At 69.8% G+C, this 13,829-nt stretch carries 16 protein-coding genes; 7 read left to right on the top strand and 9 right to left on the bottom strand.

The features are described 5' to 3' along the window. The 5 genes from ACWG52_RS36245 (at window position 1) to ACWG52_RS36225 (ending at window position 3,764) form a co-directional block, all read left to right on the top strand. Window positions 1-660, top strand: a complete 660-nt coding sequence (locus tag ACWG52_RS36245; protein ID WP_453127095.1) for a CBS domain-containing protein — start codon at window positions 1-3, stop codon at window positions 658-660. A 240-nt stretch (window positions 661-900) separates the two neighbouring features. After that, window positions 901-1,506 carry a CBS domain-containing protein gene (locus ACWG52_RS36240; RefSeq protein WP_389806715.1) on the top strand — a complete coding sequence of 202 codons (606 nt, stop codon included), beginning with the start codon at window positions 901-903 and terminating at the stop codon, window positions 1,504-1,506. Between the two features lie 12 nt (window positions 1,507-1,518). Continuing rightward, a complete protein-coding gene (locus tag ACWG52_RS36235; protein WP_030648546.1) occupies window positions 1,519-2,145 on the top strand; it encodes a CBS domain-containing protein in 627 nt (208 codons plus the stop codon). 9 nt (window positions 2,146-2,154) lie between these two features. After that, the gene (locus ACWG52_RS36230) at window positions 2,155-2,811 is read left to right on the top strand and encodes a CBS domain-containing protein (protein WP_030648547.1); all 657 of its coding nucleotides are present in this window, start codon (window positions 2,155-2,157) and stop codon (window positions 2,809-2,811) included. A 77-nt stretch (window positions 2,812-2,888) separates the two neighbouring features. Next, the gene (locus ACWG52_RS36225) at window positions 2,889-3,764 is read left to right on the top strand and encodes a universal stress protein (RefSeq protein WP_389806716.1); all 876 of its coding nucleotides are present in this window, start codon (window positions 2,889-2,891) and stop codon (window positions 3,762-3,764) included. Between the two features lie 27 nt (window positions 3,765-3,791). Here ACWG52_RS36225 and ACWG52_RS36220 read toward each other — a convergent pair whose 3' ends face one another. Further along, window positions 3,792-4,211 (bottom strand): CBS domain-containing protein, encoded by a 420-nt coding sequence (locus tag ACWG52_RS36220; protein WP_329096259.1) that lies wholly within the window; start codon window positions 4,209-4,211, stop codon window positions 3,792-3,794. A 333-nt stretch (window positions 4,212-4,544) separates the two neighbouring features. Between ACWG52_RS36220 and ACWG52_RS36215 the strand changes: the two genes are divergently transcribed. Further along, window positions 4,545-5,420: a universal stress protein gene (locus ACWG52_RS36215; protein WP_389806717.1), complete on the top strand. Its 876-nt coding sequence runs from the start codon at window positions 4,545-4,547 to the stop codon at window positions 5,418-5,420. Window positions 5,421-5,447: 27 nt separating this feature from the next. After that, window positions 5,448-6,437: an Acg family FMN-binding oxidoreductase gene (locus ACWG52_RS36210; RefSeq protein ID WP_453127090.1), complete on the top strand. Its 990-nt coding sequence runs from the start codon at window positions 5,448-5,450 to the stop codon at window positions 6,435-6,437. 73 nt (window positions 6,438-6,510) lie between these two features. On the opposite strand, the gene ACWG52_RS36205 is transcribed toward ACWG52_RS36210, so the two are convergent. The 8 genes from ACWG52_RS36205 to ACWG52_RS36170 form a co-directional block, all read right to left on the bottom strand. Beyond that, entirely contained in the window at window positions 6,511-7,986 is a 1,476-nt protein-coding gene (locus ACWG52_RS36205) for a bifunctional aminoglycoside phosphotransferase/ATP-binding protein (protein WP_390168191.1), read from the bottom strand. Between the two features lie 103 nt (window positions 7,987-8,089). Beyond that, window positions 8,090-8,965: a universal stress protein gene (locus tag ACWG52_RS36200; protein WP_326746988.1), complete on the bottom strand. Its 876-nt coding sequence runs from the start codon at window positions 8,963-8,965 to the stop codon at window positions 8,090-8,092. 187 nt (window positions 8,966-9,152) lie between these two features. Further along, window positions 9,153-9,452 carry a nickel-dependent hydrogenase large subunit gene (locus tag ACWG52_RS36195; protein ID WP_453127088.1) on the bottom strand — a complete coding sequence of 100 codons (300 nt, stop codon included), beginning with the start codon at window positions 9,450-9,452 and terminating at the stop codon, window positions 9,153-9,155. Next, window positions 9,415-10,518, bottom strand: coding sequence for a Ni/Fe hydrogenase subunit alpha (locus ACWG52_RS36190; protein WP_453127086.1), 1,104 nt, complete (start codon window positions 10,516-10,518; stop codon window positions 9,415-9,417). The genes ACWG52_RS36195 and ACWG52_RS36190 overlap by 38 nt, the downstream gene beginning before the upstream one ends. After that, complete coding sequence (locus ACWG52_RS36185) at window positions 10,515-11,333, bottom strand: NADH-quinone oxidoreductase subunit B family protein (protein WP_389806721.1); 819 nt, start codon at window positions 11,331-11,333, stop codon at window positions 10,515-10,517. The genes ACWG52_RS36190 and ACWG52_RS36185 overlap by 4 nt, the downstream gene beginning before the upstream one ends. A gap of 1 nt (window position 11,334) precedes the next feature. After that, window positions 11,335-12,141, bottom strand: a complete 807-nt coding sequence (locus tag ACWG52_RS36180; protein ID WP_389806722.1) for an FAD/NAD(P)-binding protein — start codon at window positions 12,139-12,141, stop codon at window positions 11,335-11,337. After that, the gene (locus ACWG52_RS36175) at window positions 12,138-12,623 is read right to left on the bottom strand and encodes a cyclic nucleotide-binding domain-containing protein (protein ID WP_389806723.1); all 486 of its coding nucleotides are present in this window, start codon (window positions 12,621-12,623) and stop codon (window positions 12,138-12,140) included. The genes ACWG52_RS36180 and ACWG52_RS36175 overlap by 4 nt, the downstream gene beginning before the upstream one ends. Next, entirely contained in the window at window positions 12,620-13,789 is a 1,170-nt protein-coding gene (locus ACWG52_RS36170; RefSeq protein WP_389806724.1) for a 4Fe-4S dicluster domain-containing protein, read from the bottom strand. Before ACWG52_RS36170 ends, ACWG52_RS36175 begins: the two co-directional genes overlap by 4 nt. Between the last annotated feature and the right edge of the window lie 40 nt (window positions 13,790-13,829).

Here is a 13,829-nt window from a genome sequence, read left to right as displayed (position 1 = left end):
ATGACCCGGAACGTGGCCACGGCGAGCCCCGAAGCGTCACTCAAAACGGTCGCCCGGAGCCTCAACGACAACGGGGTCTCGGCCCTGCCCGTCGTGGACACCCGTCGCCACCCGATCGGCATCGTCTCCGAAGCCGACCTGCTCCGCAGGCAGGCCGGGCTGCCCGACACCGAAGGACGCGACCCCATGCACGCCACGTCGTCCATAGACCGTGTCTCGATGGGCGCCCGGACCGCCGGCGATCTGATGTCCACTCCCGTCCTGACCGCCCGGCCGGAGTGGGGCATCGTCGAGACGGCCCGCTTCCTGCACGAGCGAGGCGTCAAGCGCCTGCCGGTGGTCGACGAGACCGGAACCCTGGTGGGCATCGTCAGCCGCACCGACCTGCTGCGCCCCATGCTCCGCAACGATGACGCAATCCGCGACGAGATCGTCGACGACGTACTGGGCCGGACCCTCAGGATGACCCCGGGAGGCGTTGCGGTGACTGTAAGCGAAGGGGTCGTCTCGTTGAGCGGCCGGGTCGAGGAGCGGTCGACCATTCCGGTTGTCGAACGACTGTGTCAGTCGGTCGACGGGGTCGTCAGCGTGGACCAATCCCTTGGTTACGCGGTCGACGACCTGTCTCCGGTTGCCGACCCTCACGATGCCCTGCATTGAACCCTCGCGGCAAAGGGCGGAAAGAGCCCACCCGCTTCTCGCGGATCCCGATCGTGCGGTGCACGGCCACCAGCCGCTTCTCCGCATCCTCTCAGGGACTCTTTCCGTCAATTTCATAAAAGCACGCCCGACACCTGGACAAAAGGGCCGATCAGCCCGAAATGATCCCCTGGCGGCCCTACCGCCGTCGAGCACGGGTGTCCACGCTCGGACGTATCGGGACGCCGTTCTGGAGGCATCATGAAGCACCTTCGCACCGTCGAGGACGTAATGACGCATGCCGTCATCTCCGTCGACCGCAGAACACCGTTCAAGGAAGTCGTGGAGGCCATGCGGCAGTGGCGGATCAGCGCCCTGCCCGTCCTGTCGGAGGAAGGACGGGTCGCCGGCGTGGTGTCCGAAGCGGATCTGCTGCTCAAGGCCCAGGGTGCGGACGAGTCCCGCGCAGTCACCGCCGGGCAGCTGATGACCGTACCGGCGGTCACCGTGACCAAGGACGCCACCATCCCCGGCGCCGCCCGCCTGATGGCCCGCGGCCACCTCAAGCGGCTGCCCGTCGTCGACGGCGACGGCCGCCTGATCGGCGTCGTCAGCCGGGGCGACCTCCTCAAGATCTATCTCCGCCCCGACGCCGACATCGCCGAGGAGCTGCGCGAACTGATCATGGCCGAGCTCATCCCCGCCGGATCCGCCATGGTGCAGGTCCACGTGGCCGACGGCATCGTGCACCTGGACGGCTCCCTTCCCGACCCGGCCCTGAAGGACGTGCTGGTGCGTGTCGCACGCACCGTACCGGGCGTCGTGGACGTCACGGCCGCGCGCCTCGACATCGAAGTCCGCACGTGAAGGAGGCCGACGATGAGGCACCGCAGCGTCGCCGACCTGATGACCCCGACAGCCGTCAGCGTCCAGCGGGGCACCCCGTTCAAGGAAATCGCCAGGCTCCTCAAGGAGTTCGACATCTCCGCCGTGCCCGTGGTGGACGAGGCCGAGCGTCCCGTGGGCGTCGTCTCCGAAGCCGACCTGCTCCGCAAGCGCAGCTCCGGCAGCGGCACGAACACGGCCGCCGATCTCATGACCAGCCCCGCCATCACGGCCCGGACCGAATGGAGCGTCGTCCGCGCGGCGCGAGTCATGCGGGGGCGCCAGGTCAAGAGACTGCCCGTGGTGGACGCCGCCGGCCGACTGATCGGCATCCTGAGCCGTAGCGACCTGCTTCAGCTCTTCCTTCGCAGGGACCACGCGATCCAGGAGGAAATCCTCGAAGACGTGGTGACCCACACCCTCGGCCTCAGCCCCTCGTCGTTGACCGTCGACGTCACCGACGGGCTGGTGACCCTCAGCGGCACCGTGAGCCGACGCAGCCTGGTCCCCATCGTGCTGCGCCTGTGCCAGAGCGTCGACGGCGTCGTCGACGTGGTCAACCGGCTCGACTACGCGCAGGACGACGTGTCGGTCGGCGCCCGAACGCCCACCGAGCGGTAGGAGAAGAGCATGAAGCATCGGGAAGTCCGCGAGCTGATGACCCGCGAGGTCGTCACCGTCCCCAGCAACGCTCCGTTCAAGGAGATCGCCCGCACCCTGACGGAGCACAAGGTGTCAGCCGTGCCGGTCGTCGACTCTGCCGGCCGGCCGCTCGGCGTGATCTCGGAACGGGACCTGCTGCCGAAGTCCGCCGGCCAAAGCGACTACTTCCGGTCACTTCCCGAGCGGGAGGCCTGGCAGGAGGACAAGGCCGCGGGTACGCGCGCCGAGGAGCTGATGTCCTCGCCCCCCGTGTGCGCCAGACCCGACTGGACCGTCGCCGAAGCCGCCAGGTTGATGGAAGCACAAGGAGTCAAGCGGCTCCTGGTCGTGGACGACTCGGACGTACTGATCGGAATCGTCAGCCGTCGGGACCTGCTACGGATCTTCCTCCGGGCGGACGAGGACATCCGTCACGAGATCATGGGTGACGTCCTCGAACTCGGCGTACGTCAGAGCCCCTCGGCCATCACCGTGGCCGTCACCGACGGCCGGGTCGAACTGCACGGAACCGTCGACTTCAGGAGCCTCATCCCGCTCATCGAACGCCTCTGCCGGACCGTCGACGGCGTCGTCTCCGTAACCCAGCATCTCGGATACGCCATCGACGACACGAACTCAGTCTGAAGAAACCGCCGTGCAGCCTCGGCACGTGCGGCAACCAACTCCCCGACCCATGCGGGACCCTGCCGGGAGAAGCCATCATGAACGATCGAATCGTCGTCGGTCTCGACGGATCCGCGGAAAGCCTCGCGGCCGCCCGCTGGGCGGCGCGAGAGGGCCTGCTGCGCGGCGTGCCACTCCACCTCGTCCACGCCGAGGAATGGTCATCTCCCCGCGACCTCCCGATGCCGACCAGCGATGTGCGCCGTCACTGGGCCCAGGCGCTGCTGAACGAGACCGCCGACGAACTGCGCGCGAGCCACCCCGAACTGGAGGTCGGCATCCGATCGATCGACGGCAGACCGGCCGCCGAGCTCGCCGGCGTCGCAGCCGGCGCGAACATGATTGTCCTGGGCTCTCGGGGACTGGGCACCGTCACGGGCTTCGTCCTCGGTTCCGTCGGCATGGCGGTCACCCAGGCGACGGTACGGCCCGTGGTCATGGTGCGGGCGAGCGAGGACGAGGTGCCACACCCCGACGGCCGGCACACGGCCCGTGAGCTGCTGGTGGGCGTTGACATCAGCCGACCGTGTGATGCCCTGCTCGCCTTCGCCTTCGAGGAGGCGCGGCGGCGGGCATGCACCCTTCACGTCCTGCACAGCTGGTCGCTGCCTCCCCTGGTGGGGTACGGCGCGGCGTACGATCCGAGAGTCCACGCCCAGCTCGAAATGAGCGCGGAGGCCTCTCTGCACGATGTCCTGGCGCCTTGGCGGGACAAGTACCCGGATGTCGGCGTCATCGCTCGCGCGAGCCTCGGACACGCCGCCACGGAACTCATCAGGATGGGCGCAGAGGCGGGGCTCATCGTCGTGGGCCGCCGCATCCGGCGGAGCTCAATCGGCGCGCACATCGGACCGGTCACCCATGCGGTCCTCCACCACGCCAAGGCGCCCGTCGCCGTCATCGCGCACGAATAGCGACGCCCACATGCATTCTGGTGCGGCTCACCGCTCCGCGCAGATCGTCTCGACGAAGTGCCCCACCTGCTCCTCGGACAGGTGCCTGGCGAGATCGGCCTCACTGATCATGCCGACGAGGCGGTGGTCGGCGATCACCGGGACACGCCGGATCCGGTGATCCTGCATCGTCTGCAGCACCTGGCTCGTGTCAGCGCCCGCGTCGACCGTGATGGGCCTGCCCTGCGCCAGCTGTCCGGCTGTCATGTGGTGCGGGTCCTTGCCCTTGGCCAGACACTTCAGCACGATGTCACGGTCGGTAATGATGCCGTGCAGACGGTCGTCGGGCCCGCAGATCGGCAGTGCGCCGACGTCCAGTTCGCTCATCCGCCGGGCCGCGTCCATGAGCGTCTCGGTCTCCTGTACGCAGGTGGCACCGCTGTGCATGATGTCCCGCGCGGTGGTCATGGCTTCCTCCTCATGTGCACGTCCGTACCCGTTTCCAGTCTGGGCTCGTGCTCGGCGCCCCGCTCGTCGACGCGAGATCATGGGGACATGGCTTCTCTGCGGCATGGACCAGAGCACAAGGCCTTCCGAGCTCTCGCCGAATGCCAGGCCGACCGGCAGACCTCCTGACGTGACCGGCCCTGGTTGATCAGGCCCCAGACCTCTCTCCACCGCACCAGGGGCGGGCCGGTCGGCCCCCCCGAGGGGCCGACCGGCCCCTCAACAGGAGGCCGTCGGGCAGTCAGTCTGGAGTGAGCGGGAAAACTCCGATCCGCGAACAGGGAGATGGAGACCATGGCGAACCGAGTGACCGTCGGCCTCGACGGGTCCCCGGAAAGTACGGCGGCTGCCCGCTGGGCAGCCCATGAGGCCGAGCTTCGCGGTGCCTCCCTGGACCTGGTCCACGCCGAGGAATGGCTGGAGAATCCTCCCCTTCCCGTCACGACCACCGAGGAACGTCGGAGGTGGGCCGAGGCCGTCCTCCGCGACACCACCGATGAGACGCACCGCGCACATCCGTCGCTGAAGGTCGACACCCGCCGAGTGGGCGGGCTACCTTCCCTGGCCCTAGCCCGCGCCGCCGAGGAATCCGACATGCTCGTACTCGGCTCGCGCGCGCTCGGCAGCATCGCGGGTTTCCTCGTCGGATCCACCGGCGCCGCCACCGTCATCGAGGCCGTGCGCCCCGTCGTGCTGGTCCGGTCCATGGACCGCGCGGGCAATCCGCCGGACGGTACCCGCGACCGAGGGCCCATCGTGGTCGGCGTGGACATCCACCAGCCCTGTGACAAACTGCTCGCCTTCGCCTTCGAGGAGGCCTCCCACCGCCACTGCCCGCTCGTGATCATCCACGGCTGGTCGCCACCGCCCATCCTCAGCTACGCACCGGCGCTCGACCCCGGGGTCCAGCAGGAAATGGCCCACGGCATCACCACCACACTGGACGAGATGATCAGCCCCTGGCACGAGAAGTACCCTTCGCTGCAGGTCGACTCCCGGGCCACCATCGGACAGCCGGCGATTCAGATCCTCGACGCGGCCTCCACCGCCGCCCTCGTCGTCGTCGGCCGCCGAATCCGCCACTCCGCCTTCGGCACTCACATCGGCCCCATCACACACGCCGTGATGCACCACGCGGTCGCACCGGTCGCCGTCATCGCCCACGAGTGAAGCCCACAGCACAGGCAGGTAAGTCTCATGAACGCATCGTTTCCGGACCCGGCAGCGATTGTTCCGCTCATCGAGGACGCTGCCATGGCTCCTTCCATGCACAACGCCCAGCCTTGGAAGTTCCTCTACCGACCGGCCTCCGGGCTCATAGAGCTGTACGGCGACCCGGGCCGTGCCATGCCCCATGCCGACCCGGACCACCGCGCCCTCCATGTGGGCTGCGCCGCCGCTCTGTTCAACCTTCGCGTGTCCGCAGCCTCGGCAGGCTGGGGCGCTGACGTACGGTTGCTGCCCGACCCGGACGATCCGTGGTTGCTGGCCGCTGCCAACATCCGGGGACCGGGGCCCACGGACAGCGATCTCGGAACCCTCCATCCAGCCGTCCGGCGACGTCACTCCAGCCGATTTCCTTTCGCGGAGGAGGAGATCCCTCCAGCACTGCTGGACGGCCTGCGATCCGCAGCTCTTCTCGAAGGGTGTCGCCTGGCCGTACCGGATGCTTGGCACACCGACACCGTCCTGGGTCTGGTACACGACTCCGAGCATCGCGAGGAGATGGACCCCTCCCTGACGGCAGAGACGATGGCGTGGACACATGCCGGCACACCGGACGAGCAGACCCGTCCCGACGGAATTCCCGTGAATGCCCTCGGTCCGAAACCCTCGGGTCGGGGTGGAGTCGTGCGCGACTTCGGTCGCTCCCGGCGCGTTCCCGGGCGTGGGTGGGCCACCTTCGAACAGAAGCCGCAGATCGTGCTGCTGGGTACGTCGGGTGACAGGCCCGAGGACTGGCTACGAGCAGGACAGGCCCTGCAGCGGGTTCTCCTTCAAGCCACCGCCGACGGGCTGGTCACGTCCATGACCTCGCAGCCGCTCGAATGGCCCGCGCTCCGCTGGACGGTGCGTGATCCGGGCTCGGCGATGACCCACGTCCAGATGGTGATCCGGCTCGGCTACGGACCGCAGGGTCCCACAACGCCCCGGCGCCCGGTAGCCGAGGTGCTGGACATCCGATGAGACCGGACATCGAGCTGCCGCCAGGAATTTCGTTGCCGTGAGCACGCCGCTGCACGCGGCGTCGCCACTCACCTCAGTCCGGTTCCATGTAGGGGCGGCGGAAGACCGGGGCCTGGCCGGAACCGTACGGGCGCACGGCCGCCATCGCCTGGATGACCGCGGCCTCCAAAAAGCCGCCGGTGTCGATGGGGACGGCCTCCTCCCACGGCGGCTCCGCGGCTGCCATGGCCGTGGCCACCTCAGGGGTGGCGTCGGACGCCCCCGGGGCGCGGGTGCTCAGGCGCGCTGCCGACACCTCTCCCGGAGCCTGGCAGTGCAGGGCCACCAGGTCGGCGCTGGTGCGTTCGGCCATGCGCAGGGCGGCTTCACGCTGTCCGGCATCGGACCATGTGGCGTCCAGAACGACGGACTCGCCCAGGGACAGGAGGGCGGACGCCCGGTCGAGCAGCGCCGCGTACGTCCTCGCGGTCCACTCGGGCGTGTACAGCCCTTCGCCGTAACCGGCGGCTGCGGATTCCTCCGCCGGCATCCCTGCCAACTCCTTGCGGAGGCGGTCGCTGCTGAGCAGCGTGACACCGAGGCGATCGGCCAGTGCGCCGGAGAGCGTGGACTTCCCGCTGCCCGGGAGGCCGCCGACGAGGGTCAAGCTGACGGCGGAAGTGCGCAGGTGGCGCAGCGTCGTGGTGACCAGGCGCCTCGCTGCCGTCTCTGCGCCGCGGGCGCCTTGCGCTGCCTGGATCAGGGACACCTTGGCGCGGACGAACGCGCGGTAGGCGACGTAGTGGTGCCACAGGGACGGCGGTGCGGGGTCACCGGAATACTCGCCGTACTGGGCCAGGAAGAACGCCGCGGTCTCCGGGGCACCCGTCTGCTCCAGGTCCATGGCGAGGAAGGCCGCGTCGTCGAGGCCGTCGACGGAGCGAAGGCGGTCGTCGAACTCCAGGCAGTCCAGGACGCGGGGGCCGTCGTCGAGACAGAAGATGTCCTGGGCGAGCAGGTCGCCGTGGCCGTCGACCACCCGCCCCTGCTCGATACGCGCGTCGAACAGTTCCTCGCGGCCGGCGAGATAGCGCCGCACCAAGCGCTCGATCTCCTCCACCCCGTCGATCAGCTGGGCGTCGTCGGTCAGTTCCCTGACCTGCGTGAAGCTCGCTTCCCAGCGTGCGGACAGCGCGTCCCGCCTGCCCTGCTCGTCGATGTCCGGGCCTCGGGGCGCGTCCGCGTGGCGGGAGGCGAGGAGACGCGCAACGCTTCGCAGAGCGTCGTCGACGTCGGCGCCCTGGCTCACGAGCAGCGACAGGCGGCGTTCCGCCGGCATGCGGCGCATCACCACGAGTGGTTCGGGCGTGTCCGCGTCCGGGCTGCGGAATTCTCCCAGCCCCAGGTACACGTCTGGGGCGAAGCGACGGTTGAGAGCGACTTCCTGTTCGCACGCGGTCCGCCGGGCGGCCGTGGTCGTGTAGTCGAGGAACCCCAGGTCGACCGGCTTCTTCACCTTGTAGGCGCGGTCACCGACGAAGAACACCACCGCCGTGTGCGTCTCGCACACCTCTGCCCGCGGGAGCCGCGGAACATCGACGTCGGCGCCGGTCCGGAGCACGGACGCATCAGCCGGGTGCGCCGAGCCCATCGACTCCTCGGGGTGACCCGGCTCAGTCATGGGGAATGACGGCGACGGGGCAGCGCGCGTGATGGATGGCGGCGGTGGCCACGGAACCGATGGGGGGCGCGAGGGCGGGGCGGTGCCTGCGCCGGCCGACAACCAGTAGTCCTGCACCTTCGGCGGTCCGGACCACGACCTTGGTCGGGCTTTCAAGACCGACACCGGGAGTTACCTCCACGGTCGGGAACTTCTCGCGCCAGGGGCGGAGAGCCTCACTCAGGAGCTTCTGCGCGTCCTGTCTGATCTTCTCGGTCACGTCGTGGTCCACGCCCCAGGGAGCGTGAGCGTGGAGGGGCATGCTTCGGCCATGGACGGCTTGCAGGGGAACACCCCGTGCCGCGGCGGCGGCGAAGGAGAATGCGAGCAGGTCGTCGCACGGACCGTGCAGTTTCAGCGCCACCACTACGCCGCCCGAGGCGCCTGGAGCGGACGATGTCCCCGCTTCGCGCGTCCCGGCGCGTACCAGGACCACCGGCCGCTCGGCCCGTGCCACGACGGGCATGCTGATGTCGCCCAGGAAATAGCTCTCGACGGGCTCCATCCCCCGCGAGCCGAGCACCGTCATATCGGACTCCGCTGCCGCCTTCAGCAGTGCCTCCTGGGCATCTTCGGCGACCAGATTGCCGACGATGGTCAGGCCCGGGTGGCGCGCCTGGAGCTCGGCCTTCGCGTTGTGCACGATCCGCTTCGCCCAGTAGTTCTGATCCATCTCGGCGGGAACGTGGGTCGGTTCCGGCGCCAGGAGGGGCCACGCGTGCAGCAACCGCAGCGTGAGCTTGCGGCGGGCGGCTTCGTCAGCGGCCCAACGGGCGGCGGCAAGGCTCTCGGGTGAACCGTCGAGGCCCACGGTGACGACTGGCTCCATGCCGACTGCTCCGTCTGGTAGATGACTGGAATGACCGTGAGGTATCCGTCCGGCCTGCCCGGAGCCCTGCTCGTCTCCGCGCTCGTGCCGGTAGCCGTGCAGCGACCGTAGGCGGTACTCGCCGAAGCAACTACGCCAACGCGCCGAGCACACGGTCGCATGTCACCCGAGCAGCACCTGGGCAGGATCAGTGGGTGCGCTCGATGTCCAGTTCCAGGAAGTGGGCCGAACACGAGATGCACGGGTCGTGGTTGCGGACGGCCCGCTCGCACAGCCGGCTGAGCTCGGCCTCGGAGCCCTCACCCCGATCGAGACCAGCTTGGACCAGCCGACGCAGGTCCTCCTCGATGGCGCCCTGGTTCTGGGCGGTCGGCGGAACGATGCAGGCGTCGGTGACACGGCCCCCGCCGTCGAACGCGTAGCGGTGGTAGAGCAGGCCGCGCGGCGCCTCAGTGGCACCGTGCCCGGTGCCGGCCCGGGCCGGCACCTCTACGTACGGGCGGGCTGGACGCTCGTACTCCGCGATGATCCGCAGGGCCTCTTCCACCGCGTACAGGACTTCCACCGCACGGACGAGGATGCTTCGGTACGGGTTCCTGCAGACCTCTCCCCGCCCGCCGTCTGCGCGCGACGGGGGGGGCACCCAGCCCGGCCTCCCGTGCCGCTTGCAGGGCCAGCGGGGACAGCAGGTGACCGCTGACCGCCCAGCGGGCGAGGGAGCCGGTGAGATGCCTTCGGCCGTCCAGCCGGGAGTGGAGGGCTGTGGAGTGTGACACCTGCTCCTCGGCCACGTGGTCGGTGAAATCCCGCAGGGGGAAGCTGTGCGGCGGGAGCGTCCCGCCGTACCGGAGCACGGTGGGCACGCCGGACTCGATGGCGTAGGTGTCCTCCTCGGCGAGGGCGAGCAGGTCGGCTTCGCACTCGGCGTCCGGGAATTCGAAACCGGCAACCCAGCGCACCGTGTCCCAGGCGTCGTCGAGGGCGGTGCGCAGCCGTTCTTCCAGGGGGCGGAGTTCGGCGCGGGTCGGGGCTCTGTGGAAACCTCCGAGCCGGACGTTGACGGGGTGGATGGCCCGGCCCCCGAGCAGTTCGACCACGGCGTTGCCGGTCTGCTTCAGGCGCAGTCCGCGCTTGACGTGCTCCAGATGGGAGCGGGACAGACCGATCACGTCGTCTTCGCCGAGGAAGTCCGGTGCGTGCAGCATGTGGATGTGCAGCGTCTGGCTCTCGATCCATTCGCCGCAGTACAGCAGGCGGCGCAGGGCGGCCAGTTGTCCGTCGACGACGACGCCGCACGCGTCCTCGATGGCACGGCAGGCACTCATCTGGTAAGCGACGGGGCAGATCCCGCAGATGCGGGAGGTGAGATCGGGTGGCTCCGTGTGCGCCCTGCCCCTGAGGAAGGCTTCGAAAAACCGCGGTGGCTCGTAGATCTTGAGCCGCGCCTCGATGACGGTGCCGTGGTGGATCCTCAGGTGCAGCGCGGTCTCGCCCTCGACGCGGGCGAGTGAGGGGATGCGGAGCTCCTGGGACCGGGGCGTGGGATCGCTCATCCGGGGCCTTCCGCGTCGGTCGTACCGGGCTGTCCTTGCTCCTCCACGGCGGTGAAGGCGGTCACGTTGAAGGTGTGCAGGTACCTGCCGATGTCCTCCTCGCTCATCCCGTCGCGCTGCATGAGCGGGACCAGCGCGGGAAGGTTCGTGGTTCCGGCCGGCCCGAAGCAGCCGTAGCAGCCGCGCCCGTAGGTCGGGCACAGGGCTCCGCAGCCCGCGTGGGTGACGGGGCCGAGGCAGGGCGTGCCGTGAGCGACGGTGACGCAGACGTTGCCGCGCCGCTTGCAGGAGAAGCAGACGCTGTGGTTCGGGATGGCGGGCTTGCGTCCGGCGAGGAACGCGGTGATGACCTCGACGAGCTGGCCGCGGTCGATGGGGCAGCCGCGCAGTTCGAAGTCGACGGGTACGTGGGCGGAGATCGGCGTGGAGCTCGCGAGGGTATCGATGTACTCGGGGCGGGCGTAGACGGTCGCCAGGTACCCCTCGACATCGGCGTAGTTCCGCAGCGCCTGCACGCCGCCGGCCGTGGCGCAGGCGCCGATGGTGACGAGGTGGCGGGCATCGGCGCGGATGCGCCGGATGCGCTCCACGTGCTCGGGCGTGCTGACCGAGCCCTCGACGAGCACGAGGTCGTACGGGCCGGGCGCGGGCTCGCTGGACGCTTCCAGGAAGTGGGCGATCTCCAGTTCGGCGGCGATGCCGAGCAGTTCGTCCTCGCAGTCGAGGAGGGTGAGCTGGCAGCCGTCGCAGGAGGCGAACTTGAACACGCCGAGGCGTGGGCGGGCAGGAGGCTGGGGCGGGGCGGGGGTGCTCATCTCATAGTTCCCGGACGGTGAGCAGGGGCTCGGCCTGGTCGTAGCCGACGACCGGGCCGTCTCGGCAGAGAAGGAGGGGCCCGAGCTGGCAGTGTCCGCAGTGTCCGATGGCGCAGCGCATGTTGCGTTCGAGGGAGACCTGGATGCGGTCGGGACGTAGTCCTTGGTGGATCAGTGCCCGGGCGGTCGCGCGCATCATCACCTCGGGACCGCAGACGAAGGCGACTGTGTCCAGCGGCGTGAAGCGGGCCTCGCGGAGCAGCGTGGTGACGACTCCGACCCGGCCGGCCCAGCCGCCGGAGGGCCGGTCGACCGTGACGGCGCCGAACGGCTTCTCCCAGGCGGGGAACTCGTCTCCGTAGAGCAGATCGGCGGGGGTCCGGGCACCCGCGAGGACGTTCAGCCGCCCGAAGACGTGGGGCTCGGCCAGAACGGTGTCGACGAGGGGACGCAACGGCGCGAGCCCGATGCCGCCTGCGATGACGAGCAGGTCGCTGCCGTGGGCGGCCGCCGTGTCCCAGGCGGTACCGAAGGGGCCGCGCACGCCGACCCACCCGCCGGTCCGCAGGCCGCACAATGCGCGGGAGACGGCCCCCACGGCGCGGACCGTGTGCGTCAGCCGGTGCCCGTCTCCGAGCCGAGACACGGACACCGGGATCTCGCCGACACCGAACGCGTACAGCATCGCGAACTGGCCGGGTGCGAAGCGGTCCAGGGCATCCTTGGCAGGCTCCAGGACAAGCGTGACCGTGTCATGCGTCTCGTCACGGCGGTCCACCACGCGATAGGACAGCGGTGCGGGCGTCATGGTGCTGCTCCGCTCCCCCGCGGTCCCGGCGGTCCGTAGAGGTCGAGCAACCGGGTGCGGGTCGCCCGCAGCCGGTCGCCGATGGTCTCGGCGACGGCGGTCACCAGCGACAGGCCCAGCGCCGTGTCCTCGGCGCACAGGTCATGGACGGCGGCGGCATCGAACTCCCAGGCGCGGACGGGTTCCCGTGTCTCGGCCGCCAGATGCCACTGCCGAGGCGGGCACAGCCACGACCAGCCGAGCAGGCTGCCCGCACCAATGGTCTCGACGACGGCTCGCCCCCGACCGGGCATGTGGATGTCGAGCGCGACCGTGCCCGAGCGGATGATCCAGAAGCGGTCGGCCTTCTCCCCCTCCTCGAAGATCCGCGTGCCACCCGGAAGGACGACGTCCCGGGCGAGGGCCATCAGCTTCCCGCTCTGCTCCGCCGTCAGAGCCGCGAGCACACCCTCGCCGGGAGGCCCACCCGCATGCGGGGTCACGGCGTGTTCTCCCGCTGGGCGGCCTCCTGGTGCAAGGCGTGGGCTTCCTCGGTGAGGTCGATGCCCGTGGGACACCACACGATGCACCGGCCGCATCCGACACAACCCGAACTGTCGAACTGGTCGTGCCAGGTACCCAGCTTGTGGGTGAGCCACTGGCGGTACCGGCTGCGCGGGGTGGACCGGACCGGACCGCCGTGGAGGAGCGAGAAGTCGAGGTCGTAGCAGGAGTCCCAGAGGCGCCAGCGCTCGGCGTGATCGCCGGTCAGGTCGGTGACGTCCTCGGTGGTGGTGCAGAAGCAGGTCGGGCAGACCATGGTGCAGTTGCCGCAGCTGAGGCACCGGGCGGTGACGTCGTCCCAGCGCTCCGCTTCCAGGTTGTCCCGCATCAGCGTGCGCAGGTCCACCGGCGGCATGGAACGGCCCATGCGTTCGGCGGCGGCGCTCACGGCCTGGGTCGCAGCCGCTCGGGTGGAGCCATCGGGGCTCCGCCCCGGCAGTTCTGCGAGGACCGCGGCTCCCTCCTCGCTGCCGCTCCGGCACAGGAAGCGGTGACCGGCATCGTCCACGACCTCGGTGAGAGCGAGGTCGTACCCGGCGTCGGCGGCCGGCCCGCTCCCCATCGAGACGCAGAAGCAGGTGGCACCCGGCTCAGTGCACTCGGCCGCGATCAGGAAGGCGCCCGTCCGCCGGGACAGGTAGGTGGGATCCCGGTACCTGCCTCCGCTCATCACACGGTCCAGGATCTGAATGGCACGCAGATCGCAGGGCCGCACGCCGAGGAACGCGTACGAGATGCTCTCCGGCTCCTCCTCCCGGACAACCGGAGCACCGTCCGTACCGCGGTCCGCGGACCACTGACGGACGCGCTCCGGGTGCAGGAACGACTTCCATGACTGGGGTCCCGCACTGTGCGCGAAGGCCGCCCCGTCCTCGCGGCGGCGCAGCCGGTACTGCCCCGCCTCCAGTTCGACCCCCCACCCGTAGGGCAGTGCGTCTGCGGTGTCCAGCTCGTCGAGGACGATCGCGCCGTCGCGCACGGTCGGGCCGATCACCGTGCGGCCGCGCCGCTTCAGGACACGCACGAGCGCGTCCAGACCGTCACGGTCGAGGACCGCCTCGGCCTGGTGGTCGAGGACGTCTCCGGCATCCGAAGCGTCGGTCATGGTGCACCTCTCGGTCTCCACGTGCCTGGATTCGGCAGCA

This window comes from Streptomyces sp. CLCI03 (genome assembly GCF_053615355.1).
The sequence above is the reverse complement of the archived record's forward strand: the minus strand, read 5'-3'. Positions and strand labels throughout refer to the sequence as shown.

Excerpts from the sequence above, each read along its gene's own strand:
- ACWG52_RS36235 (WP_030648546.1), top strand. The coding sequence starts at position 1,519 with ATGAGGCACCGCAGCGTCGCCGACCTGATGACCCCGACAGCCGTCAGC.
- ACWG52_RS36230 (WP_030648547.1), top strand. The coding sequence starts at position 2,155 with ATGAAGCATCGGGAAGTCCGCGAGCTGATGACCCGCGAGGTCGTCACC.
- ACWG52_RS36170 (WP_389806724.1), bottom strand. The coding sequence starts at position 13,789 with ATGACCGACGCTTCGGATGCCGGAGACGTCCTCGACCACCAGGCCGAG.
- ACWG52_RS36245 (WP_453127095.1), top strand. The coding sequence starts at position 1 with ATGACCCGGAACGTGGCCACGGCGAGCCCCGAAGCGTCACTCAAAACG.
- ACWG52_RS36185 (WP_389806721.1), bottom strand. The coding sequence starts at position 11,333 with ATGAGCACCCCCGCCCCGCCCCAGCCTCCTGCCCGCCCACGCCTCGGC.
- ACWG52_RS36240 (WP_389806715.1), top strand. The coding sequence starts at position 901 with ATGAAGCACCTTCGCACCGTCGAGGACGTAATGACGCATGCCGTCATC.
- ACWG52_RS36210 (WP_453127090.1), top strand. The coding sequence starts at position 5,448 with ATGAACGCATCGTTTCCGGACCCGGCAGCGATTGTTCCGCTCATCGAG.
- ACWG52_RS36220 (WP_329096259.1), bottom strand. The coding sequence starts at position 4,211 with ATGACCACCGCGCGGGACATCATGCACAGCGGTGCCACCTGCGTACAG.
- ACWG52_RS36225 (WP_389806716.1), top strand. The coding sequence starts at position 2,889 with ATGAACGATCGAATCGTCGTCGGTCTCGACGGATCCGCGGAAAGCCTC.
- ACWG52_RS36190 (WP_453127086.1), bottom strand. The coding sequence starts at position 10,518 with ATGAGCGATCCCACGCCCCGGTCCCAGGAGCTCCGCATCCCCTCACTC.
- ACWG52_RS36215 (WP_389806717.1), top strand. The coding sequence starts at position 4,545 with ATGGCGAACCGAGTGACCGTCGGCCTCGACGGGTCCCCGGAAAGTACG.
- ACWG52_RS36200 (WP_326746988.1), bottom strand. The coding sequence starts at position 8,965 with ATGGAGCCAGTCGTCACCGTGGGCCTCGACGGTTCACCCGAGAGCCTT.
- ACWG52_RS36180 (WP_389806722.1), bottom strand. The coding sequence starts at position 12,141 with ATGACGCCCGCACCGCTGTCCTATCGCGTGGTGGACCGCCGTGACGAG.